The organism is Allobosea sp. NPDC003192 (assembly GCF_050275675.1).
In the GTDB taxonomy this organism is placed as follows: domain Bacteria; phylum Pseudomonadota; class Alphaproteobacteria; order Rhizobiales; family Beijerinckiaceae; genus Allobosea.
Map to the genome: position 1 here is coordinate 141724 of NZ_JBNNPK010000005.1, position 22448 is coordinate 164171.

The window sequence follows — 22448 nt, forward strand, 5'->3', positions numbered from 1 at the left end:
CGTTTACCTTCCATTAAGCGGAGTGATTAACACTACGTTTCGAAGCTGCGTCGTGGAACCGATCGATTTTCGCCCGTTTCCCCGATGCGAGCTTCCGCGAAAGGCGCTTTCGCGGCCGAAGCTCGAACGATCCGTGTCAAATTCGACTCACCTGGACAAGGATCGTCAACCTTCTGCCAAGAAGCGCTTGCGCCCGGGAATCAGGGTTTGTTAACCATTTCCCCGTAGCGTGTCGCGTGGCGTTTCATCGGGCAAGCGTTCGTCCCCAGGACTACGAGGGTCTTGGGTGGTTCAACGGGATCGCTGGCCTCGGGGCGAAATTGGGGACGTGACATGCGGGTTCTGCTGATCGAAGACGATAGCGCGACCGCTCAAAGCATCGAGCTGATGCTCAAGTCCGAGAGCTTCAACGTCTATACGACCGATCTGGGCGAAGAGGGCGTCGATCTCGGCAAGCTCTACGACTACGACATCATCCTGCTCGACCTGAATCTGCCGGACATGTCGGGCTACGAGGTGCTGCGCTCCCTGCGTGTCGCCAAGGTCAAGACGCCGATCCTGATTCTCTCCGGTCTCGCCGGCATCGAGGACAAGGTGAAGGGCCTCGGCTTCGGCGCCGACGACTATCTGACCAAGCCGTTCCACAAGGACGAGCTCGTCGCCCGCATCCACGCCATCGTGCGCCGCTCGAAGGGCCATGCCCAATCGGTGATCACGACCGGCGACCTCGTCGTCAACCTCGACACCAAGACCGTCGAGGTCGATGCCCAGCGCGTGCATCTGACCGGCAAGGAATACCAGATGCTGGAGCTGCTCTCGCTGCGCAAGGGCACGACGCTGACCAAGGAAATGTTCCTGAACCACCTCTATGGCGGCATGGACGAGCCCGAGCTGAAGATCATCGACGTCTTCATCTGCAAGCTGCGCAAGAAGCTCGCCAACGCCTCTGACGGCAAGAATTACATCGAGACGGTCTGGGGCCGCGGCTACGTCCTGCGCGAGCCCAGCGATGCCGAAGAGCGCATCCCGGCTTGATCTGCGTCATCACGGCGTCATCATCGACGCCTAACGGTTAGATCGCCTGATCGTCGGATGTACACGACAGGTGAACGGGGACCCCGCCGCGAGGCGGGGTTTTTGTTTGTCGGCCGAAAAGCCTTGAGAACTCCAGCGGGCCGTGGGGTGATCAGGGCCGCGCGATCTTCCGCGGAAACGCACCGCCGAGCTCGGGTGTAGCGGGGAAGGGCGGCCGGCGGACCTGCGCGGTCGAGGCGGCGTCGCGGTAGATGCCGCGATGCTGCGGGTCGGGCACCAGGGTCGTGGTGATGCCGATCACGGTCTCGGCCGCGCCGAGGATGAAGGCGCCGTTCCTGGCGAGCCGCTCGGCGAGCGCGGCCATGACCCGGGCCTTGGTCGGGACGTCGAAGTAGATCAGCACGTTGCGGCAGAAGATGACGTCGAATTGGCCGAGCTGGTGATTCGGCTCGAGCAGGTTGTGCTGCCTGAGCGTGACCATGTCGCGGATGCGCTCGGAGAGCCGCCATTTGTCGCCCTCCTGCCGGAAATGTTTGAGCAGGAGCTGGATCGGCAGGCCGCGCTGGATCTCGAACTGGCTGTAGAGTCCTTGGCGCGCCCGGTCCAGCACTTCGGTGGAGATGTCGGTGCCGAGGATCTCGATCGTCCAGCCGGCGAAGCGGTCGGTGGCCTCGTCGAGCAGCATGGCGAGCGAATAGGCTTCCTGGCCCGTGGAGACTGCCGCGCACCAGATGCGCAGCGTCCGGGTTTCGCCGTTGGCGGCGAGCTTTTCCGGAAGGACGATGTCTCGGAACAGGTCGAAAGGCGTGCGGTCGCGAAAGAAGAGGGTCTCGTTGGTGGTCATCGCCTCGATGACGGCGGCCTCGAGCTCCGACGCGGAGCTGGTGCGCAGCTGGATGACCAGGGCCGGTATGCTGGCGATGCCGCGGCGGCGGCAAAGCATGCCGAGGCGGCTCTCGACGAGATAGCGCTTCTCGGTGCTGAGGAAGAGGCCGGAGCGGCGCTGCAGCAGCACACGCAGGAAGTCGAAATCGAACTCGGTCATGCGGGCCGACTCCCGCCGACCAACGTGCGAATGGCCGGGCCGATGCCGCCGAGCGGCAGCACGGCGCTCGCCTGCCTGGCGCGCACCACCGAGCCCGGCATGCCCCAGACAGTGCTGGAGGATTCGTCCTGGGCGATCACGGCGGCACCGGCGCGACGCAGGGCGGTCGCTCCATCGGTCCCGTCGCTGCCCATGCCGGTCATGATCAGGCCGAGCGCGGCCGGGCCGAGATGGCGGGCGGCCTCGGCGAAGAGGACATCGACCGCCGGGCGGCAGAAATGGACTGGCGGACCGTCGCCGATGCTGGCGACGATATGGCCGAGCTTGCGCTCGATGCCGAGATGGCGCCCGCCCGGCGCTACATAGATCGTACCGCGGGCGAGCCGCTCGCCGTCATGCGGTTCGCGCGTCGGCACGCCGAGCTGCTGCGCGATCTGGTCGGCGAAGGAGGCGGTGAACAGCGGCGGCATGTGCTGGACGACCAGCGTGGTCAGGTTGGCGAGAGCATCGCCGAGGTCGGCGAGGACGCGCGCGACGGCGCGCGGGCCGCCAGTCGAGGCGCCGATGACGAGGTAGCGCGGCATCACCGAGACCAGCGGGCGCAGGTCGGCGACCCCGTTGGGCATCGCGATGGGGGCGCTGCTGTCGGGCGCGGTCTCGCCCTCGCGGAGGCGGGACTGGGCGATGCTGCCGAGCTTGGCGAGCAGCTCGCTACGGAAATCGAGCGAGAGCGTCAGGCCGCTACGGCTATCGGGCTTGGGCAGGACGTCGACGGCACCCATGCTCATGCATTGCAGCGCCAGCTGCGCATTGCGCTCGGTGAGCGTGGTGGTCAGCAGGACGGCTGTCCGGGGGCTCTCCTTGACGATCCGGGGCAGGGCTTCCACCCCGTCGAGCACGGGCATGTCGAGGTCGAGCACCATGATGTCGGGGTGATGGCGCCCGGCATGCTCGATGGCCGCCTCGCCGTCACCCGCGACGCCGACGACCTGGAAGCGGCCGCTCTCGCCGAGCCAGCGCGCGAACAATCCCCGCACCACCACGGAATCGTCGGCGATCACCACGGTGCTCGGGCGCGCTGCTGGCCGGTCGGCGAAATGCGGCGTGGCGGTCATGGGGGCAAGCGGTGGGAGAGCGGGACTGTCGAATGCGGCTCAACTCTAGAGCAGGCCGACCTGATGGAACTTCGAAGCGACGATCTCCTTGTCGAACGGCTTCATGATGTATTCGTCGGCGCCGGCATGCATGGCGCGGGCGATATGCGCGATGTCGTTCTCGGTCGTGCAGAACACCACCTTGGGCCGCTTGCCGCCCGGCATCTGGCGCAGATTCCGCAGGAAATCGTAGCCGTCCATGATCGGCATGTTCCAGTCGAGCAGGATCGCGTCCGGCATCTCGCCCTTGCAGGCGTCGATGGCGCGCGCGCCGTCCTCGGCTTCGGCGATGCGGAACTGCAGCCCTTCCAGGATGCGGCGGGCGACCTTGCGGATGACCGCCGAGTCGTCGACGACGAGGCAATATTTCATGACATGGCTCCAGGCGGCGGATCGTCAGGCGGCGATCGGCAATTCGATATTGAGGACGGCGTCAACGTCGATCACCACGAGCAGGCGATCGTCGAGGCGGTGGACGCCCTTGGCGATGGTCGCCCAGGCGCGATCGAGATGGATCGGCACGGGCTCGAAGGTCGTGCGGCTCAGGCGCATCACCTCGCCGACCGCGTCGACGATCAGGGCGAAGGCCTCGCCACCCTGGTCGAGTCCGACGGCGGTCAGCTCGTGCTCCTCGGCGCCGGTCGGTATGGCGTAGGTCTCGGCGTAGCGCATGCGCCGGCGCATGCAGATCGCGGTGACGACGCGCCCGCGCAGGTTGATCAGGCCGACGATCTCCTGCGGAGCCAGCGGCACCGGCGTGATGCGCGTGGCGATGAACACGTCCTGCACGCGCCCGATCGGCAGGCCGAGCAATTGCCCGCCCACCGTCACGGTGACGTAGTCGAGCGAGTCCTCGAAGGCCGAAAGACCGGATCTGCTCTCGTCATTCGGTTCGATCATGCGGCTCGCCTCAATCTGGGACGGGTTTCGGCGAGTTCCGCGATCAGCGCGCGCCGATCGAACTTGGCGACGACCTCGTCGAACCGCGCCTGGGCCGCGGCAACGTGCAGCTCCGGGGTCGGCAGGCTGGTGAGGCCGATGATGCGCAGTTCGGCATGCCGGTCCTCGGCACGCAGCCGCGCTGCGAGGGCGAAAGCCGCTTCGGCGTCGCGATCGAGGTCGACGACGATGGCGCTCAATTCGGCACTGCCCGAAGCTAGACCGGCCGCCATTGCCGGATCCGCAGCATGGATGATCTGCAGGCCGGCGGCCTTCAGCACGGGAGCGAGCATCTCGCGCAGGAATTCGGAGGGCTCGATCAGCAGGACGCGCGGGCCGTCCATATCGCCGCGACGCAGGTGCAGCCAGTTCGGATTGGCCTTCGGCAGGTAATGCGCGAGGTCGAGGATCTCGGTGGCGCGGCCCCGGATGATCGCCGAGCCGAGCAGCCCATGCTCGGGCATGGCCAGCATCTCGATGTCGAGCACCTCGTCGACGATATCGACGATGGCGTCGACCGCCAGCGCCATGCTGAAATCGCCTTCCGAGAAGATCACCAGCGGCTGCAGGCCGGTCTGGCGGAGCGCGCAGCCTTCGATCGGAACCACCGGCATGAGCCGGCCGCGGTAGTTGAGCAAAGTGCGTCCGGCGCCATTCTCGAACAGCCCGGCTTCGACCTCCTCGAGACGGGTGACGAGGGAGAGCGGAACGGCCTGCACCTTGTCCTTGCTCGCCCGGAAGACCAGCATCGTGGTGCGTTCGACCGGAGAGCCCATCTCGACGGGTTCATCCGCGGCGATCTCGTCCTGTCCCGCCGCCACGCCGACGAGGCGCGCCACGCCGTTGGGATCGACGATCAGCACCACGGCGCCGTCGCCGAGGATGGTGTTGCCGGAGAAGAGCGGGATGTGACGCAGGCGCGTCGACATCGGCTTCACCACGATCTCCTCGGTGTGGAACACGGCCTCGACGAGGATGCCGAACTGGCGCTCGCCGATCTGGGTCACCACGATGAAGCCGTCGTCGGCGATCGGGGCGTCGGCTGTCCTCGTCATCACCCCGGCCAGCGCGATGATCGGCAGCAGCCGCTCGCGCAGGCGCAGCACGGGAGCGTTGTTGATGCGCTCGATGCGGTGCTCGCCCTCGGCCTTGACCCGCACGAGCTCGCGCACGACCACCTGGGGGATGGCGAAGCGTTGCCCCTCGGTCGCAACGATGAGGGCCGAGACGATCGCCAGCGTCAGCGGGATCTTGATCGTGATCGTGGTGCCGGTGCCGGCGATGCTGGCGATGTCGATCATGCCGCCGATCGCGTCGACATTGACCTTGACGACGTCCATGCCGACTCCGCGCCCGGAGATCGCGGTGACGGAATCCGAGGTCGAGAAGCCCGGGTGGAAGACGAAGCGCAGGAGCTGCGACTCGCTCATCCGCTCGGCCTCGGCCTCCGTCGCCAGCCCGCGCTGGATCGCCTTGCGGCGGATGCGGGCGACGTCCATGCCGCGGCCGTCATCGGAGATCGCGATCGTGACCGAACCGCCCTCGTGATAGGCCGAGACGCGGATCGTACCGGTCTCGGACTTGCCCAGCGCAGCGCGCTCCTGCGGCTCCTCGATCGCATGGTCGGCGCAGTTGCGCACCATGTGGATGAGGGGATCCTTGATCAGGTCGAGCAACTGGCGGTCGAGCTCTGTCTCGGCTCCTTCCAGCACCAGTTCGATCTTCTTGCCGAGATCGGTGGAGAGATCGCGAACGATGCGCGGCAGCTTCGACCAGGCGTTGCCGATCGGCTGCATGCGCGTCTTCATCACGCCGTCCTGCAGCTCGGCTGTGATGAGGGAGAGCCGCTGCAACGGCGCCTTCAGGCCGGCATCCTCCTGTCGGCGCGAGATCTCGAGCAGCTGGTTGCGGGTCAGCACCAGCTCCGAGACCATGGTCATCAGGTGTTCGAGCGTATCGACATTGACGCGCAGCGTCGCCGGGCCGGCGATCTTCGCATCCCTGCCAGCCTCGCCATGGGCCATGCCGGGCTGGTCGAGCGGGCTTGGCGCCGTGCGGAAGACCAGGTCCATCTCGTCGGCGATGGGGCTCATCGCCATCTCGGCCGAGCGGGTCCCGGCCGTGCGCGCCAGATAGGCGGCGACCGGATCGAGCGGGGCCTGCGTCTGCCGCGCGGCCAACTCGTGCTTGGCCCGTTCCGCCAGGCCGCGCAATTCGTCGATCAGCTGGGCGTCGTGACCCGGCGGCTCCTGCCCCTTCTCGGCAAGCTCGGCCATGATCTCCTTGATCCGGTCGATCGTCTCCAGGATCGCGGTGACCGCGCTCGACGAGACGCTGGCGCCGTCCCGGAACTGGCCGATGACGGATTCGGCCGCGTGTGTCAGCGCTTCGAGCCGTGGCAGGCCGATGAAGCCGCAGGTGCCTTTGACGGTGTGGACGAGCCGGAAGATGTTACGCAGGATATCGCCGTTGTTCGGCTCCTGCTCGAAACGGACGAGCTCGCGATCGACCATGTCGAGATGCTCGCCGGTCTCTCCCAGAAACTCTTGCAGCAACTCGTCCATGCAAGGACCGCTCACTCACGCCACCGATGCTGCCGCGGATATTGCGGTGCAAGGGTTTATGATCTGTTGAGAGCGAGCGGAAACCGTGCGGAATACCGATCCGTCTGGCGCGTTCTTCCGGTGCTTCAGGCGGGGTCCGCGCCGATGCTGACGGTGTCCCCGTCGATCGCGAAGGCGATCTTCATTCCGGCGGCGCGGGCGACCATGCCGGTGTAGAGCGGCTGGACGGCGTGGGCGTCGATGGCGCCGGTCTCGGAACGTCCGGCGATCAGGTCCTCGACATGGGCGGGGATGCGCGCATGCGAGCCGGTCGCGGTGATGGCGAAGCTGCCCTGCTCGCCGGTGACGGTGCAGCGGCAGGTGATCTTGCCGCCGCGGGGGATTGCCTGCGTCGCCAGCACGAGCAGATTGAGCACCAGCTTGACCTGGTTCTTGGGCAGGAGAGCGCGCGGCGCTTCCCAATCGAGCGAGAGCTTCTCGTCGTTGAGGAAGCCGTTGGCGACGGCGCCGGCGTCGCCGAGATCGATCATCGCCCCTGCCGAGCCGGCCGCGCCGAAGGCGAGACGCGCAAATTGCAGCCGGGCGGAGGCGTTGCGGGCGCTCTTCTTGATCAGGTCGAGCGCGAATTCCTTCATCGAGGGATCGTCTTCCTCGAGGACTTCGAGCGCGTTGACGATGGCGCCGACCGGGCTGATCACGTCATGGCAGACGCGGCTGCAGAGAAGCGCGGCCAGATCGAGCGGCTCGAGTGAGATGGCGGTCATGATCCGGTCCTGCGGTCAAGAGAATCAGGGCGACGTTCGCCCCATGTCGATGGGCGCAGCATGCGCCGGGGTGGTTTGCAGCTGGTTAACCATAGCGGCGGCACACTCCCATGGCGTGCATATCCTTCGCCATGTCCGGGCAAGATGGCTGCCAGAAGGCGAGCCGGCTTTTACTTTGGCGTCCCATGCACTAGCTAACGGATTGATATCGCCGGAGGCGCCGCCCGGCATGGATGGATTCTGGCATTCGGCGCCGGCGAGACTGGTTCGACATGACCATCGCTCACGATGATCCACGCCTGACCGACCGGGACGGGCTCGCACGCTCGCTCGGCGAAGCGGCGCGGCGCACGGCTGCGGTGCTGCTGGCGAAGCGGGCGGCGCGCGACGTCAAGCTCAAGGCCGATGGCTCTCCGGTCTGCTCCGCCGACCTCGCCGCCGATTTCGCCGCCAAGCAGGCCCTGGGCGAACTCCTGCCGGGCTTTCCGGTGATCAGCGAGGAGAGCGTCGGCGAGGTTGCGCCGGCTTCCGTCTTCATCCTGCTCGACCCGCTCGATGGCACGCGCGAATTCCTCGCTTCAGGCGACAGCTATTGCGTCGCCATTGCTATCATCCGGGAGGGGCGCCCGCTCGCCGGGGCAATCGCCGCGCCTGCCATCGGCCGGCTCTGGTATGGTGGCGAGCGGAGCTTTTCGCAGGACCTCGATGCCGAGGCGAAGCCGCTCGGGGCTCCCCGGCAGGCCCTTGTCCGGACCGAGCCGGCGGAAGGGCCGCGGATGCTGGTCAGCCGCTTCCACGGCGATACGGTGAGCGCGGGCGTCGCGGCCGCGGTTGCAAAGGGGGATGGCGCGCCGGTGTCGTCGGCGGTGAAATTCGGGCTGATCGCCTCGGGCGAGGCCGATCTGCATGTGCGCGGCGGCCCGACCATGGAATGGGACATCGCCGCAGGCGATGCGATCCTCGGCGCTGCCGGCGGCGTGGTACTGACCCTCGACGGCGAAAAGCCGCTCTATGGCAATGTCGAGCGGGATTTCCGCAACCCTCCCTTCGTCGCTGCAGGCTGCGAGCGGCTGGCCCGGCTCGCGATCGAGAAGGCGGCGACCTGTCGTTGCTGAGCGAGCCTAGAGCAGGATGCGAAGAAGCGAGAACCGGTTTTTCGCAGAAATCCTGCTCTAAACCCCTAGAATCGATCACGCTTTATGATTTTGGATCGGTGCGATCCAAAATCACCGCGATCTAGCGTGCGACCAAGGTCGCCACGCTCGGCCAGCGCTCCTGAGCCTTCTTCTGCAGAGCCGCCTCCGTGAGGAAGCGCCGGCGGTTCTCGTCGCTGCGGAAGAAATACAGCCGCGAGCCGATGACCGCGAAGCGGCGCGGATCGGCATCGACCACGCGCCCATCTGCCACGCCGCTGGCGTCGAAGCCGCCGAAGCGCGGGGTGTAGACCTGCGGCGCCTCGCGGAAGGCGTCGCGATTGGCGGCGCTGGCGAAACGCCAGACCGTCCCTTCATGGACCAGTTCGTAGGCGGGCAGTCCGGGCACCGCGGCGTCGTTCAGGAAATAGGCGACGGGATCGAAGCCGGAGAGCGCAAAGCCAGTGCGGTTGTCGCGCTGCATGGCCTCGCCGAGATTGGGTAGGTCCGGCAGGCCCGGGGGGAGGGTGGAGGCTCGGCTCGTCGCCGCGGACACAAGGAGCGCGCAGCCTGTCACGATGCCGGCAAACAGGGATCCGGCATGCCTTGCTGCGGCCTTCATCGCCAACCAATCCTTGGTTCGTGTCGTGTCACGGCGTGTCCTGCGCCGCGGTTCACCGCTTGGATACACATACGGCGTATCCAGGAGGTTACCGTGATCGCGCTGATTCGCGCGGTCCGCCGTCGACGCCATCCCGGCAGGAGGCCGAATGCCCATGCCCGGCGCTTGCCTGGAGACGATGAGATGAACCATACCCGCCGTGCCCTGCTTGCCAGCGCCATGCTGCTCGGAGCAGGCTTTGCCGCCGGTCCCGCTGCCGCTCAGCAGAGCGAGCGTTCCTTCTCCCAGAACGAGCTGGTCACCTCTGGCCACCAGTTCTTCGGCAATGTCTCGCGCGGCCTCGCGCTGACGATCGAGGAAGCCGTGCGCCGCTGGGGCGAGCCGAACGGCTATGTGCTCGGCCAGGAGGCGTCCGGCGCCTTCGTCGGCGGTCTGCGCTATGGCGAAGGCACGCTGTTCACCCGCAATGCCGGCGACCGCAAGGTGTACTGGCAGGGGCCGTCGGTCGGTTTCGATTTCGGCGGTGACGGCGCCCGTACGATGATGCTGGTCTACAACCTGCCGAGCGTGCGCGCGCTCTACCAGCGTTTCGCCGGGGTCGACGGCTCGGTCTATTTCGTTGGTGGCTTCGGCTTTACCGCGCTGGCGGCCGAGGGGGTGACGATCGTGCCGATCCGTACCGGCGTCGGCTGGCGGCTCGGCGTCAATCTGGGCTACCTGAAGTTCACGCCCGAGGCGACCTGGAACCCATTCTGACCTGACAATTGCCGGCTGCTGGCCTTATCTATCAGGGCATGGCAGCCTGAGGCCAGGCTGATCGCAGAAACCGGAGCCGCCCCGCCTTGATCGAAGCCGTCATGCTCGTTGCGCTCGGCTTCCTGTGCGCCAGCCTGCTCGCCCTTTCGGCGTTGCCGGCGCTGAGCCGCCGGGCCGATCGGCTGGCGCGGCGGCGGGCCGAGGCCGCTTTCCCGCTGTCCCTCGCCGAGATCGCGGCCGACCGCGACCATCTGCGCGCCGAGCTGGCGATCCGCGAGCGGACGCTGGAGCAGAAGGCCGAGAGCGGCTTTGCCGCCAAGGCCGGCGCAATGAGCGAGATCGGCCGGCGCGACATGGCGATCGGCCGCCTGGAAACGGATCTCGCCGAGCGCAGGCGGCGGATCGAGATGCTCGAGGCGGAACTGGCGGAACGGACGCGGGAGCTGAAGGAGACGCGCGAGGCGCTGGCCACGGAGAGCGCCGGGCACCAGACGACGCAGGCGACCTTGTCGAGCCGCGTCGGCGATCTCGCGGCCGTGGAGGCGCAGCTAGCCGAGACCCGGCAGGCGCTGAGCGGCACTTCGGCCGATCTTGCAGCCCGCAGCCACGAGCTCGGCGAACTCAGGACCTTGCACGACAGCGCCGGTGCGACCCTCGTCGAGCGCGATCAGGCGCTCTCGGCCCTCACCAATGAGCATGATCGCCAGCGCCTCGCTCTGGTCGAGGCCGGCACGCTCAGGCTCAAGCTGGAGGGTGAGCGCGACGATTTCTCGGCGCGGCTCGCTACAGCGGAAGCGGCGCTGGCCGAGGCACGCGCGAGCCTTTCCGCGATGAAGCTGGATCGCGACAGCGAGCGATTGCGGGCCGACGCCCTTACGACACGGGCGAACGAGGCCGAGGCTACGCTGCGCGCGGCCGATGCCAACGCCGTCAAGCTCGGGGCGGAGATTGCAAAGCAGGAGGCGGCCATGACGCAGGCATCCGCCGACCACGCACAGACGCTGGAGAAGATCAAGGCGCTGGAGAGCAAGATCGAGGCTGCTGCCGCGGCCGAAGTTCGCTTTAAGGAGCAGCTCGCGAGCGAGGCGGCGGCTCATCGCGCGGCCCTGCGCGAGCGCGACGAGATGGTCGAGGCACTGCATGCCGAGCTCGGCACGGTCCAGGGCGCCCGCGACCAGGCCCGAGCCGATCGCGCCGGGCTCAAGCGCGAGCTCGCGGCGCTGCGCAAGCAGAACGGCGGCAAGGCGGCCGGGGAAGCAGCACTGCGCCAGGAAATCGTCAGGCTGGCTGATGCGCTGCTGGTGACGTCGGAGAGCCGCGAGGCGGCGGAATAGCCGCTTGCCGGTCAAAGCCTTTTGACCATGGCCAGCAATGCTCTAGTGAGAACACCCATCGCGCCTGCGGTCGCTCTTCTCGGTTTGGATTCATGACGGATATCGTTTGTATCGGTGAGCCCCTCGGCGAGTTCAACGCGACCCGGGGCGAGGCCGGCGCCTATCGCTTCGGGCTTGGCGGCGACACCTCCAATTGCGCGATCGCGGCGGCGCGGCAGGGGGCGAAGGTCGCCTATGTCGGCGCTCTCGGCGATGACGAGCCCGGCCGTACCTTCCGGACCGTGTGGGCCGAGGAGGGCGTCGATGACACCCATGTCTCGACGCATCCTTCGGCGCCGACCGGGCTCTATTTCGTCTCCCACGGGCCGCAGGGCCATGTCTTCTCCTATTTGCGCGCCGGTTCGGCCGCGAGCCTCTACGGTCCGGCGCAATTACCTAGGGATCTCATCGCCTCGGCCAAGGTGATCCAGGCCTCCGGCATCAGCCAGGCGATTTCGGCGAGCGCCTGCGATGCGGTGTTCGAGGCCTTCGCAACGGCGCGCGAGAACGGCGTGCTGACCGCCTATGACACCAATCTGCGCCTGAAGCTGTGGCCGCTGACGCGGGCGCGGGCAATCGTGCACGCCGCCTGCGAGATGGCCGACATCGTCCTGCCAGGCGATGGCGACGCCAAGCTGCTGACCGGGCTGGAGCAGCCGGACGCGATCGTCGATTTCTACCTCAAGCTCGGCGCCAAGGTCGTGGCGCTGACGCTCGGCCATGAGGGCTCGCTGGTGGCGACGCCGGACAAGCGCCAGCGCTTCGTGCCGATCAAGGTCGATGCGATCGACGCGACCGGCGCCGGCGACTGCTATGACGGCGCCTTCCTCGCCGAATATATCCGCACTGGCGACGCCTTCGCTGCCGGTGCCTATGCCAATGTCGCGGCGGCTTTGTCGACGCTGGGCTATGGCGCGGTGGCGCCGCTGCCGCGTCGCGCGCAGGTCGAGGCGCGGATCGCGCAAGAGGCGGCTGGCCGGGCATGAGCGTTCCAGTCCTGATGGAAGCGGGCGCGCTGCTCGCCCGCTACGACGTGCTAATCAGCGATGTCTGGGGCGTCGTCCATGACGGTGTGCTGGCGCTCGATCCGGCCTGCGAAGCCTTGATGCGCTATCGCGAGGGCGGCGGCACGGTGGTGCTGCTCTCGAACGCGCCGGGCCCTTCCGAGCAGATCGCCGGCGTGCTCGACGGCAAGCGCGTGCCGCGCGCCGCCTGGGACAGGCTGGTGACCTCGGGCGACGTGACGCGGGCGCTGATCGCCGAGACGCATCTGCGCAAGGCCTATCATATCGGCTGGCACGAGGACCGGGCGGTGTTCGCCGGGTTCGACATCGAGCTTGTCGATGAGGCCGAGGCCGAGTTCGTCGTCGCGACCGAGCTCAACGATTATCGCCGCGAGCAGCCGGAGCAGTACCGGCCGCTCCTGTCGCGCTTCGCCGCGCGCGGGCTGCCTTTCATCTGCGGTAACCCCGACCTCGTCGTTCATGTCGGCCATGATCTGCTGCCTTGCGCCGGCGCGCTGGCGACGATCTATGAGGAACTCGGCGGCCATGTCGCCTGGGCTGGCAAACCGCACCGCCCGGCCTATGACCTTGCGCTTGCCGCCGCCCGTGAGGCGCGCGGCGGACGCGAGGTCGATCCAGCCCGCGTGCTGGTGATCGGTGATGCGGTCCGTACCGATCTCGCCGGCGCGAAGATGATGGGCTTCGACAGCCTGTTCATCGCTGGCGGCATCCATCGCGACGAGACGATCCGCGACGGCGCGGTGGTTCCGGACGGGCTCGCGCGGGTGCTGGCGGCGCATCGGCCCTTGCCGGTCGCGGCGATGGCGGCACTCGGCTGATCAGACCGGCGGCGGGTTTCCCTTGCGGATCCGCGCGCCGATGGCGTGATAGAGGCCGTCGAGCGGGCGGAAGACGAAGCGCACCGTCGAGCGGCCGGGCGGCACCTGCACGGCCCGGAAGATGACGTTGGCGCGCAGCAGCTGCGCCGGCTTGCCGTCGACCTCGACCTGCCACCAGGGCTGCCAGACGTCGTTGAGCACGACGAAGCCGCCGCGCGGTGCGTCGACATCGAGCAGCACCTCGGTCGTGCCGTAATTGCGGATGCGGACGCTTCCGGCCTGCGTCGGTCCGGTCGGCAGAGGCGGCGCCGCCTTGTCGAAGAGGACGGTGCGGCGCGGGTCGAAGCCAACAGGCCATTGCCCACTTTTCAGGATGGCGCCGAAATCGGCCTGCTGCGCTTCGGTGACGAGGAGCACGCGTGGCAAGGCTCGCGGGTTCTCGTAGACATAGGCGTCCTTGGTCCGGGCAATCTGGACGAGGTCGCCGGGCTTCAGTCGCTTGTCGATTTCCTCGACCGGCACGCCGGTCGCGATGAAGCGCAGGCCCAGCATGTCGGCGAGCAGCGAGCGATAGGACGGCATCAGAGGCGAGAAAGTGCGCTGGTCGGGCAAGGCGACATGATCGCCGGCGCCGGTCGCCTGGCTGTAGAGGCCGAGCCGGAGCGGATTGTAACCCAGTGTATTGTCGAGCCCGTGGACGAGGCTGGCATTGGGCCAGTGGAAATCGATGCCGGCGAGCTCGATGCGATCGCGCCGGTCCGGGCCGGCGGTGCGGGCGGTCTCCCGCTTCAGCAGAGCGATGGTCTCGTTGCTGCTGTCGGCGCGCAGCACCTCGTACATTTCCGCCGGTAATGCGGTCGACTCGCTCGGGCCGTTGTTGACGCCGAGATCGACGACCATGGCGATGGCGAGGATGATGGTCGCGGCCATGCCGGCGCCCTGCAAGGCAAGCCCGCGCGCCGCGACCAGCGCGCCCGCGACCAGCATCAGGCAGAGCATGGCGGTGACGAGCGGCACGAAGGCGACGTGCAGCCGGCCGACCGTCCAGGCGAGCCAGATCGCGCTGCCAAAGCCGGCCAGCAGCAGCAGGATTTCGAGCGCGATCTGCCAACGGCTCGGGTGCGGCGCCGTGTCGGTCAGGACGAGATGGATGAGGTAGCCACCGAGGATCGAGAGCAGCGCGCCGAGGATGAAGAGCGCATCGGCCGGGCGGCGGTAGAAATCTATACCGGGTAGATGGAAGAGCAGGGCGAAGCCCGGCGTGTAGCGGCCGAGCGCGTAGACCAGCACGAGCAGCGCCGCCACGCTGAGGGCGACGATCTCCCGCCGCAGCAGGGCGCCGCGGACGGTGCCGACACCGACGACCAGCAGTATCGGCAGCAGGCCGAGATAGAGCTCGCCCATGTTGCGGGCGAGGTAGAGATCGAGCCGGCCGAAGCGCTGCTCCCAGGCGGGGCTGGGCGGGCCCCAGAAATTCTCCAGCGGTCCCGATGCGCCGTAGAGATTGGCGATCAGCCCAGTCAGCAGCGAGCCCGGATGCAGCGAGCCCTTGCCGGCTCCGGCGAGATCGATCACCGGCCGGTTCGATTCCTCGGCGAGGACGGCGGTGAGCAGGATCGGCACCGTTGCGACCAGCGTGGCGCCAACAATGCCGAGCAGCAGCGGCATCAGGCTGGCGCGCAGCGCCGCCAGCGGCCTGTCCGCCATGGCGATGGCCGCGAGCACCAGCCCGGCGAGGACATAGACGCCGAGCAGCGCGACCTGGTCTCGCCCGAGCACCATGAAGCCTGCGGCGAGGCCTGCGGCGAAGCCATAACGCCAGGAGCTGCGCTCGAGCGCGCGCGAGAGCAGCAGCAGCGTCACCGCGAAATAGGACAGGCTCAGCACCTGTCCGACATGCTGGATACGCCAGGCGGCGGCGGCGCCGAAGGCGAAGGAGAGGGCGCAGACGACCGCTCCGGCCGGATGCCAGCCGCGATCGCGGAAGAGCAGGACGAGGCAGAGCGCGCCGGTGAGCAGCGAGCCGAGCAGGGCGCCGTCGCTCCAGCGGAAATCCGGGCTGGGATTGAGCAGGGCGATCAGGAAGAAGGGCGGCGAGAAGATCAGCGATTGCGGATCGGCGACCTGCGGCGAGCCGGCGAAGACGAAGGGTGTCCAGAACGGCGAGAGCCCCTTGTGCAGGGCACTGGCGAGGAACTGCAACTGCGGGTGGAAATGCGCCTTGGCATCCCAGGGAATGGTGACGGCGCCAGACAGCCAGGGCCAGGACAAGGCTAGCCAGCCGGCAAAGACGAGTAGCATTACCCGGGCGGTCGGCCAGGGCGCGGGTGGCGGCTCGATGTTGTGATGGTCCCGATCGGACATGGCGGCTTCCTGCCCCATGCCCGGCGCGGGATCAATCCTTCGGAGCGGCACGCGCCATCAGCGCGTCCATGTCGATGAAGTGGCCGGCGCGATCGCGCTTCGAGGCGAGATAGCGGACATTGTGGACGTTCGGGCGGCCGAGCACGCGCTGGGTCGCGGCGACTTCCAGGCCGGCGGCCTTGATCGCTCCGACCTTGAGCGGGTTGTTGGTCAGTGCCGTGACGCTGGAGACGCCGAGTTGCTTCAGCATCGCGGCGGCGAAGTCGAAGTGGCGCTGGTCGAGATCGAAGCCGAGCACCTCGTCGGCGTCGTAGGTGTCCCAGCCCTGGCTCTGCAGCTTGTAGGCGCGCATCTTGTTGGAGATGCCGTTGCCGCGGCCTTCCTGGTCGAGATAGAGCAGGACGCCGCCCTCGTTCTCGGCCATCCACTGCACGGTCTCGCGCAGCTGGTCGCCGCAATCGCATTTCAGCGAGCCGAACAGGTCGCCGGTCAGGCAGGCCGAGTGCAGACGCACTGGCACGGCGGCGGAAAGATCCGGCTTGCCGACGATGATCGCGACCTGGTCACGCAGGCCCTCGCCGCCGCGGAAGACGACGAATTCGGTATCGGGAGCACCCTCGAGCGGCACCGGCGCGCGGCCGACGATCGCAAGGCGCGCAACCTGCGCGGCGCGGTAGCCGTTGACCGCCTCGATGGTGACCTCGATCAGCGGCTCGCCGGCGACCTGCGCGGCCGAGACCGGGACGAGGATCACCGCCGGCAGCACCAGCGAAAGGCGAGCGAGCTCCAGCGCGGCGTTGTCGAGCGCACCCGCCGGCCCGACGGGAGCGTCAACGCGGGCGTCGAGCTTCAGGGCCAACGTCTCGACGCGGGCAAGATCGATCACCGGCATGGCGAGGATGCCGGTCTCGGCGCGTCCCTTGGCGCCGAGGCGGCGCAGGCGCGCGGCGCTCAGCACAAGGCGAGCATTTCCGGCGGACAGGGAGTCGAGGCGGGCCGTGAGATCGGTTTCCGCGAGCTCGGCCGACAGGGCCAGCGCCAGTTCCTCGCCATGGCGCAGCAGCACGGGGCGGGCGGCGCGGAACTCGGCGAGAGCGCGGTCGACGGCGACCAGATCGGTTTCACCCGGCCGGCCGAAAAGCTTACGCGACTGAGGCATCGGAAGATCCGTCAGATTGCGCCCGAGGGCGCGGAGGAATTTGAGCTAGCTACGCGCGTCCCATCTGGACAGATGCACCTGATGCAACGTCGCGTTCCTACAACGTTTCCGTTTCTGCGTGGTTCCAAGGCAGCACTTGCAACAGGCATGATCGGCGACCGATTGCAGACTGGCCTATAAAAGCGCGAGATTGAACACCAGATGAATAGTCTCAGCGGCAGACCCTGACCAGATATGGCGACCGGGAGCGCGTAAGGGAAATGACGCAGGGACATGACCCGGTAACGACAGGCGCGGGACGCAGCACTGTCTACAGCCCGGTGGCGCGCATGCTGCATTGGCTTACGGTCGCGGCCGTGTTCGTGATGATCCCGCTCGGGCTCGCCATGACCTATCGCGGCAACACGCTCGACATCTGGGACGGGGTGACCGACGCGCTCTACTCCACCCACAAACTGCTTGGCTTCCTCGTGCTTTGGCTCAGTGCCGGCCGGCTGATCTACCGGCTGATGCACGGCGCGCCGCCTGACGAGCCGACGCTGGAGTGGTGGCAGAAGGCCGCCTCTCATCTCGTGCATTGGGCACTTTATGGCTTACTGCTGATCGTGCCGCTGCTCGGTTGGATCGGGGTTTCGCTGTTCCCGTCATTGATGGTGTTCAACCTGTTCGAGCTACCGGCTCTGGCCGCGCCGAACGAGGAGGTGGCCAAGCGAGTGCTGTCCATCCATGGCTGGCTCGCCATCCTGCTGGCACTGCTGGCCTGCGCGCATATCGGCGCGGCGCTCTTCCATTACTTCATCCGCAAGGACGGTGTGCTGCGCCGGATGTTGCCCGGGCTGAAATAGGGCTCAATACGAGCACTAGCCCTCATCCTGAGGAGCCGCGCAGCGGCGTCTCGAAGGATGGTCCAGCTGTCTCCGGAGCCCCCTGGAGCATCCTTCGAGACGCGCTCCTGCGGAGCGCTCCTCAGGATGAGGGCCGAGGGGAGATGTATGATCTTTACCTGCCTCTCACCACTCGTCCGGCCGCGCAGCCCCATCGATGATCTCCGCCAGCCGGCGCCTTGTGCCCGGCGTCGTCTTCTCCGGCAAGGCGGAGAGCGGGAAGAAGCGCGCCTCGGCGATCTCGCGATCCGGCTGCTTCGGCGCACTCTGCGCGAAGGCGCGCACGATGAAAACGGCGACATGGTCGCGCACCGAGACATGGCGGTTGAGGAAGACACCGTGCAGCTCGGCCGGGCCGGTCAGCGCGATATTGGTCTCCTCGCGCAATTCCTTGGCGAGAGCGTCGTGAAGCGTTTCGTTCGGCTCGACGCCGCCGCCGGGCAGGTGCCAGCCGGGTGTGTAGGTGTGACGCACCAGCAGGACCTCGCCGACCTCATTCAGCACGGCGGCGCGCACGCCGAGCGTCATGCCGCGCCGCACGCGAAAATAGAGGTGCAAGGTCTTCCCAGCCAGCCGCCGCAGGCCTTGCGGCACCCGCTCGATGCCCGATGCGCCGGAGCGCGGATCTGATCCGTCCTCGTTGCTCACGATTTGGGCAAATCCTGGTGCGGGATTAATTGTCTATGCATCAATTGCATATCAGAACTCTGTTTTTCCCCTCGCTATAACACAAACGCGCCATATATGAGGATCACAAACTTCGCACTACCGCTGGGGAATTATCATGCTTCTCGCCTTCATCACCTCTCGCCTGAACGCCAAGCCCCGCTTCGTCTGGAAGCCGGCTGTTACCCTGACCGATCCGCGCATCGTCTCGGAGCTGATGGGCTCGGCCAACTGAGCCTTTCAGGCTGCGTCATCTTCGCCCGCCGCCACCGTCATGCTTGACGCGGCGCGGGCGTTGAAGGCAAGCGCTGGAGCGTGTTCACGCTCGCGCATCTCTCCGACCCGCATCTGGGGCCGCTGACCAAGTTCTCGCTGCGCGAGCTGATCGGCAAGCGCGCGACCGGATATGTCAATTGGCGACGCAAGCGCCGCCATGCCCATGACATGGAAATCCTCGGGCTGATCGTCGCCGACATGCTGGCGCAGAAGCCCGACCACATCGCCTGCACAGGCGATGTCTCGCATATCGGCCTGCCGACCGAATTCAAGACGGCACTCTCCTTTCTCGACACGCTCGGTCCGCGCGATGCCGTCAGCTTCGTGCCGGGCAACCACGACTGCTATACGCGCTCGTCGCTTGCTGCGCTGTCGTATGAGCTCGCACCGTGGTGCGCCAGCGATGATGGGCAGGCGGGCTATCCCTGGTATCGCAGGCGGGGCCCGGTGGCGCTGATCGGGATGAATACCGGGATCCCGACCCTGCCGCTGATGGCGACCGGGCGTGTCGGCTCGGTCCAGATCGCTGTCACCGAGAAGCTGCTGGCACAAGCCAAGGCCGACGGGCTGATCCGCGTCGTACTGATCCACCATCCGCCCTATGTCGGTGGCGCCAGGCGCACGCGCGAACTGGTCGATGCCGACGCCTTCGAGGCGATGCTGCGCCGGGCTGGGGCGGAGCTCGTGCTGCACGGCCACAATCACCGCTTCTCGCTGGCCTGGCGGCCGGGTCCGGGCCATGATGTGCCGATCGTCGGCGTGCCCTCGGCCTCGATCGGCCCGCGCGGCGGCCATGGCGAGCTCGCCTGCTGGCATCTGCTGCGCATCGAGGGGCCGCCATCGGCCCCTCACATCTCTCTGGAGCGTCGTGCCTTCGATCTCGACGGCACGGTCAAGCAGCTGCAATTGATGCCGCTGACGGGCGGTGGGATCGTCTGACGCCTCAGACGCAGCGGCCGCCGTCGACCGCCAAGATCGAGCCGGTCACCATCTCGGACTCGTCCGAGCACAGGAACAGCGCGGCATTGGCGATGTCCTGCGGTGTCGAGAACCGACCCCAGGGAATCGTCGCGGTGAAGGCCTTGCGCTTCTCCGGCGTGTCCTCGCCCATGAAGGTCGCGAGCAGCGGCGTCTCGCCGGCGACGGGAGCAATCGCGTTGACGCGGATGCGGTCGGGGGCGAGCTCGACCGCCATCGACTTCGAGAGCAGGTTCGCGGCGCCCTTCGAGCCGTTGTACCAGGTCAGGCCGGGGCGCGGGCGCACGCCGGCGGTCGAGCCGATATTGAGGATGACGCCGCCGCCATGCTCGCGGAAATGCGGCACCGTCGCCCTGGCCATCAGGAAGATCGACTTCACATTGACGTCGAAGACGCGGTCGAACTCGGCCTCGGTCACGTCCAGCATCGGCTGGTTGCGATGGCTGATGCCGGCATTGTTGACGACGATGTCGAGCCGCTCGAAGCGCTTGATCACCTTGGCCACGGCCGCATCGACGCTCTTGGCCTTGCCGACATCGCAGGCGACGGCGAAGGCCTTGCGGCCGATCGCCTTGGCGGCCTCACGGGCCTTGTCGCCGTTGATGTCGAGCACCGCGACCCGCGCGCCCTCGCGCACGAAGGTCTCGGCGATGCCGAGGCCAAAGCCCTGCGCCGCGCCGGTGATCAGCGCCGTCTTGCCCTTCAATCTCATGGTGCTTCCTCGAGGATTCCATCTGCCCGCCGACTGTGGGACGATTTGGCCGGCCGGATAAATACGCTTTCGCGATTGGCCGGATAGCGGAATTGTATGGGGTGGGTCGGTTGCGGTGAGCGACGCCGCGCCGTCATGCTCGCCCTTGTGGCGAGCATCCACGTCTTGAACATGGCATGCGATCAAGGAAGCGAAGGCGTGGATGGTCGGGACAAGCCCGACCATGACGGGGTTACCATGATCGGAGCCGCTTCGATGCGGCTGGGTCAGGCCCCGATCTCCTCCCGCAGCATCTCCAGCTCGAGCCAGCGTTCCTCGGCCTCGGCGATCTCGCGGGTGACCTCGTCGAGCCTTGCCGTCGCCTTGGCGAAGAGCTTGGGATCGCGGGTGTAGAGATCGCCGGCCAGCGCTGCGTTGAGCTTGCCGGCCTCGGCCTGCAATGCGTCCAGCTTCCTCGGCAGCGTCTCCAGCGCATGCTTCTCGTTGAAGGAGAGCTTGCGCTTCGACGTGGCCGCCGGCGCGGCCGCTGCTTTCGGAGCCGCCTCGGCCGGCTGCTTCTCCGGCGCGACCTTGCTCCTGGCGCCGACGCCGCGGCCGCGCTGGGCCAGCATGTCGGAATAGCCGCCGGCGAACTCGGTCCAGACGCCGTCGCCATCCGAGATCAGCACCGAGGATACCGTGCGGTCGAGGAAGTCGCGGTCGTGGCTGACGAGCAGCACGGTGCCAGCATAGTCGGCGACCAGTTCCTGCAGCAGGTCGAGCGTCTCGATGTCGAGATCGTTGGTCGGCTCGTCCAGCACCAGCAGATTCGAAGGCTTGGCCAGGGCGCGGGCCAGCATCAGCCGGCCGCGCTCGCCGCCGGAAAGGGCGCCGACCGCCGTGCCGCGCTGCAGCGGCTGGAACAGGAAGTCCTTCATATAGCTGACGACATGACGCGGCTCGCCGCCGACCATGACCTGGTCGCTGCCGCCGCCGGTCAGCACGTCGCCGAGCGGCGTCGCCGGGTCGAGGCTTTCGCGGCTCTGGTCGAGAGTTACCATCTCCAGTGAGGTGCCGAGCTTGACCGTGCCGGCATCGGGCTTGAGTGCGCCGGTCAGGAGGTTGATCAGCGTGGTCTTGCCGGCGCCGTTCGGCCCGACGATGCCGATCCGGTCGCCGCGGGCGATGCGCAGCGACAGCGGCTTGACGATTGGCCGGTCGCCATAGCTCTTGGCGATGCCGACGGCCTCTACCACCAGCTTGCCGGAGGACTGCGCCTCGCTGGCCTCCAGTTTGACTGTGCCCACGGCCTTGCGGGCGGTGCGGCGCTGGTCGCGCAGCGCATGCAGCTCGCCGAGACGGCGCTGGTTGCGGGTGCGCCGGGCGCTGACGCCATAGCGCAGCCAGTCTTCCTCGCGGGCGATCTTGCGGTCGAGCTTGTGGCGGTCGAGCTCCTCCTGCGCCAGCACCTCGTCGCGCCAGGCCTCGAACTCGCCGAATCCGCGCTCGACCCGGCGGGTCTGGCCGCGGTCGAGCCAGATCGTGGCGCGCGAGAGATTGCTGAGGAAGCGGCGGTCGTGGCTGATCAGCACCATGGCCGAGCGCAACGATTTCAGCTCAGCCTCCAGCCATTCGATTACCGGCAGGTCGAGATGGTTGGTCGGCTCGTCGAGCAGCAGGATGTCGGGCTCGGGCGCCAGCACGCGGGCAAGCGCAGCGCGGCGGGATTCGCCGCCCGACATCGCCTGCGGGTCCTCCTCGCCGGTGAGGCCGAGTTCCTCGACGAGATAGCGGGCGCGATAGGGATCGTCGCCCGGCCCGAGGCCGGCCTCGACATAGGCGAGCGAGGTCGCAAATCCCGTGAAGTCGGGCTCCTGCGGCAGATAGCGGACGGTGACGCCAGGTTGAAGGAAGCGTTCGGCGCTGTCGGGCTCGATCAGGCCGGCGGCGATCTTGAGCAGCGTCGACTTGCCGGAGCCGTTGCGGCCGACGAGGCAGACCTTCTCGCCGGCGGAGACGGCGATCTCGGCCGATTCCAGCAGGGGCTGGCCGCCGAAGGTGAGCGCGACGTCGCGAAGATGAAGCAGAGGAGCCATGGCGGGCGGGATAGACTGCGGCGGCGCGCCTGTCACCATGCCGGGGCTTGCGAGGTAACTCAGCTTGATCCACTATGAGATACGTTTTGTATCTCATATGAGATTA

At 67.4% G+C, this 22448-nt stretch carries 20 protein-coding genes; 8 read left to right on the top strand and 12 right to left on the bottom strand.

From position 1 onward, the window contains the following. Positions 1–333 precede the first annotated feature (333 nt). Complete coding sequence (gene ctrA / locus ACQKLX_RS09165; RefSeq protein WP_291633241.1) at positions 334–1035, top strand: response regulator transcription factor CtrA; 702 nt, start codon at positions 334–336, stop codon at positions 1033–1035. Between the two features lie 151 nt (positions 1036–1186). On the opposite strand, the gene ACQKLX_RS09170 is transcribed toward ctrA, so the two are convergent. From ACQKLX_RS09170 to chpT, 6 genes are all read right to left on the bottom strand, one after another. Continuing rightward, on the bottom strand, positions 1187–2080 hold the full coding sequence (locus ACQKLX_RS09170; protein ID WP_427361272.1) for a CheR family methyltransferase: 894 nt from the start codon (positions 2078–2080) through the stop codon (positions 1187–1189). After that, complete coding sequence (gene cheB, locus ACQKLX_RS09175; protein ID WP_427361273.1) at positions 2077–3195, bottom strand: chemotaxis-specific protein-glutamate methyltransferase CheB; 1119 nt, start codon at positions 3193–3195, stop codon at positions 2077–2079. Before cheB ends, ACQKLX_RS09170 begins: the two co-directional genes overlap by 4 nt. A gap of 45 nt (positions 3196–3240) precedes the next feature. After that, positions 3241–3606 (bottom strand): response regulator, encoded by a 366-nt coding sequence (locus ACQKLX_RS09180; protein ID WP_057190702.1) that lies wholly within the window; start codon positions 3604–3606, stop codon positions 3241–3243. Between the two features lie 24 nt (positions 3607–3630). Then, positions 3631–4134: a chemotaxis protein CheW gene (locus ACQKLX_RS09185; RefSeq protein WP_427361274.1), complete on the bottom strand. Its 504-nt coding sequence runs from the start codon at positions 4132–4134 to the stop codon at positions 3631–3633. Then, positions 4131–6737 carry a hybrid sensor histidine kinase/response regulator gene (locus tag ACQKLX_RS09190; RefSeq protein ID WP_427361275.1) on the bottom strand — a complete coding sequence of 869 codons (2607 nt, stop codon included), beginning with the start codon at positions 6735–6737 and terminating at the stop codon, positions 4131–4133. Before ACQKLX_RS09190 ends, ACQKLX_RS09185 begins: the two co-directional genes overlap by 4 nt. Positions 6738–6862: 125 nt before the next feature. Further along, positions 6863–7501 (bottom strand): histidine phosphotransferase ChpT, encoded by a 639-nt coding sequence (gene chpT, locus ACQKLX_RS09195; protein WP_427361276.1) that lies wholly within the window; start codon positions 7499–7501, stop codon positions 6863–6865. Positions 7502–7773: 272 nt separating this feature from the next. Between chpT and ACQKLX_RS09200 the strand changes: the two genes are divergently transcribed. Continuing rightward, a complete protein-coding gene (locus ACQKLX_RS09200; protein WP_427361277.1) occupies positions 7774–8616 on the top strand; it encodes a 3'(2'),5'-bisphosphate nucleotidase CysQ family protein in 843 nt (280 codons plus the stop codon). A gap of 121 nt (positions 8617–8737) precedes the next feature. On the opposite strand, the gene ACQKLX_RS09205 is transcribed toward ACQKLX_RS09200, so the two are convergent. Further along, positions 8738–9448, bottom strand: coding sequence for a YHS domain-containing (seleno)protein (locus ACQKLX_RS09205; RefSeq protein WP_427361278.1), 711 nt, complete (start codon positions 9446–9448; stop codon positions 8738–8740). Here ACQKLX_RS09205 and ACQKLX_RS09210 point away from each other — a divergent pair. From ACQKLX_RS09210 to ACQKLX_RS09225, 4 genes are all read left to right on the top strand, one after another. Next, a complete protein-coding gene (locus ACQKLX_RS09210; RefSeq protein ID WP_427361279.1) occupies positions 9440–10012 on the top strand; it encodes a DUF1134 domain-containing protein in 573 nt (190 codons plus the stop codon). The genes ACQKLX_RS09205 and ACQKLX_RS09210 overlap by 9 nt on opposite strands. An 86-nt stretch (positions 10013–10098) precedes the next feature. After that, positions 10099–11346 carry a coiled-coil domain-containing protein gene (locus ACQKLX_RS09215; protein ID WP_427361280.1) on the top strand — a complete coding sequence of 416 codons (1248 nt, stop codon included), beginning with the start codon at positions 10099–10101 and terminating at the stop codon, positions 11344–11346. Between the two features lie 92 nt (positions 11347–11438). Continuing rightward, entirely contained in the window at positions 11439–12371 is a 933-nt protein-coding gene (locus ACQKLX_RS09220; RefSeq protein ID WP_427361281.1) for a sugar kinase, read from the top strand. Next, the gene (locus tag ACQKLX_RS09225) at positions 12368–13228 is read left to right on the top strand and encodes a TIGR01459 family HAD-type hydrolase (protein ID WP_427361282.1); all 861 of its coding nucleotides are present in this window, start codon (positions 12368–12370) and stop codon (positions 13226–13228) included. Before ACQKLX_RS09220 ends, ACQKLX_RS09225 begins: the two co-directional genes overlap by 4 nt. On the opposite strand, the gene ACQKLX_RS09230 is transcribed toward ACQKLX_RS09225, so the two are convergent. Both ACQKLX_RS09230 and ribA read right to left on the bottom strand, forming a co-directional pair. After that, a complete protein-coding gene (locus ACQKLX_RS09230) occupies positions 13229–15592 on the bottom strand; it encodes a hypothetical protein (protein ID WP_427361283.1) in 2364 nt (787 codons plus the stop codon). A 31-nt stretch (positions 15593–15623) separates the two neighbouring features. Next, positions 15624–16751: a GTP cyclohydrolase II RibA gene (gene ribA / locus ACQKLX_RS09235; protein ID WP_427361284.1), complete on the bottom strand. Its 1128-nt coding sequence runs from the start codon at positions 16749–16751 to the stop codon at positions 15624–15626. 260 nt (positions 16752–17011) lie between these two features. On the opposite strand from ribA, the gene ACQKLX_RS09240 reads away from it, so the two are divergent. Next, on the top strand, positions 17012–17596 hold the full coding sequence (locus ACQKLX_RS09240; RefSeq protein WP_427361285.1) for a cytochrome b: 585 nt from the start codon (positions 17012–17014) through the stop codon (positions 17594–17596). A 165-nt stretch (positions 17597–17761) separates the two neighbouring features. Here the strand turns inward: ACQKLX_RS09240 and ACQKLX_RS09245 are convergent, their stop codons facing one another. Further along, positions 17762–18283 carry an NUDIX domain-containing protein gene (locus tag ACQKLX_RS09245; protein ID WP_427361286.1) on the bottom strand — a complete coding sequence of 174 codons (522 nt, stop codon included), beginning with the start codon at positions 18281–18283 and terminating at the stop codon, positions 17762–17764. A gap of 333 nt (positions 18284–18616) precedes the next feature. Here ACQKLX_RS09245 and ACQKLX_RS09250 point away from each other — a divergent pair, with 333 nt between their 5' ends. Then, positions 18617–19516 (top strand): metallophosphoesterase family protein, encoded by a 900-nt coding sequence (locus tag ACQKLX_RS09250; protein WP_427361287.1) that lies wholly within the window; start codon positions 18617–18619, stop codon positions 19514–19516. 4 nt (positions 19517–19520) lie between these two features. Here ACQKLX_RS09250 and ACQKLX_RS09255 read toward each other — a convergent pair whose 3' ends face one another. Beyond that, positions 19521–20267, bottom strand: a complete 747-nt coding sequence (locus ACQKLX_RS09255) for a glucose 1-dehydrogenase (protein WP_091839171.1) — start codon at positions 20265–20267, stop codon at positions 19521–19523. A 266-nt stretch (positions 20268–20533) separates the two neighbouring features. Further along, positions 20534–22342 (bottom strand): ABC-F family ATP-binding cassette domain-containing protein, encoded by a 1809-nt coding sequence (locus ACQKLX_RS09260; RefSeq protein ID WP_427361288.1) that lies wholly within the window; start codon positions 22340–22342, stop codon positions 20534–20536. Positions 22343–22448 lie beyond the last annotated feature (106 nt).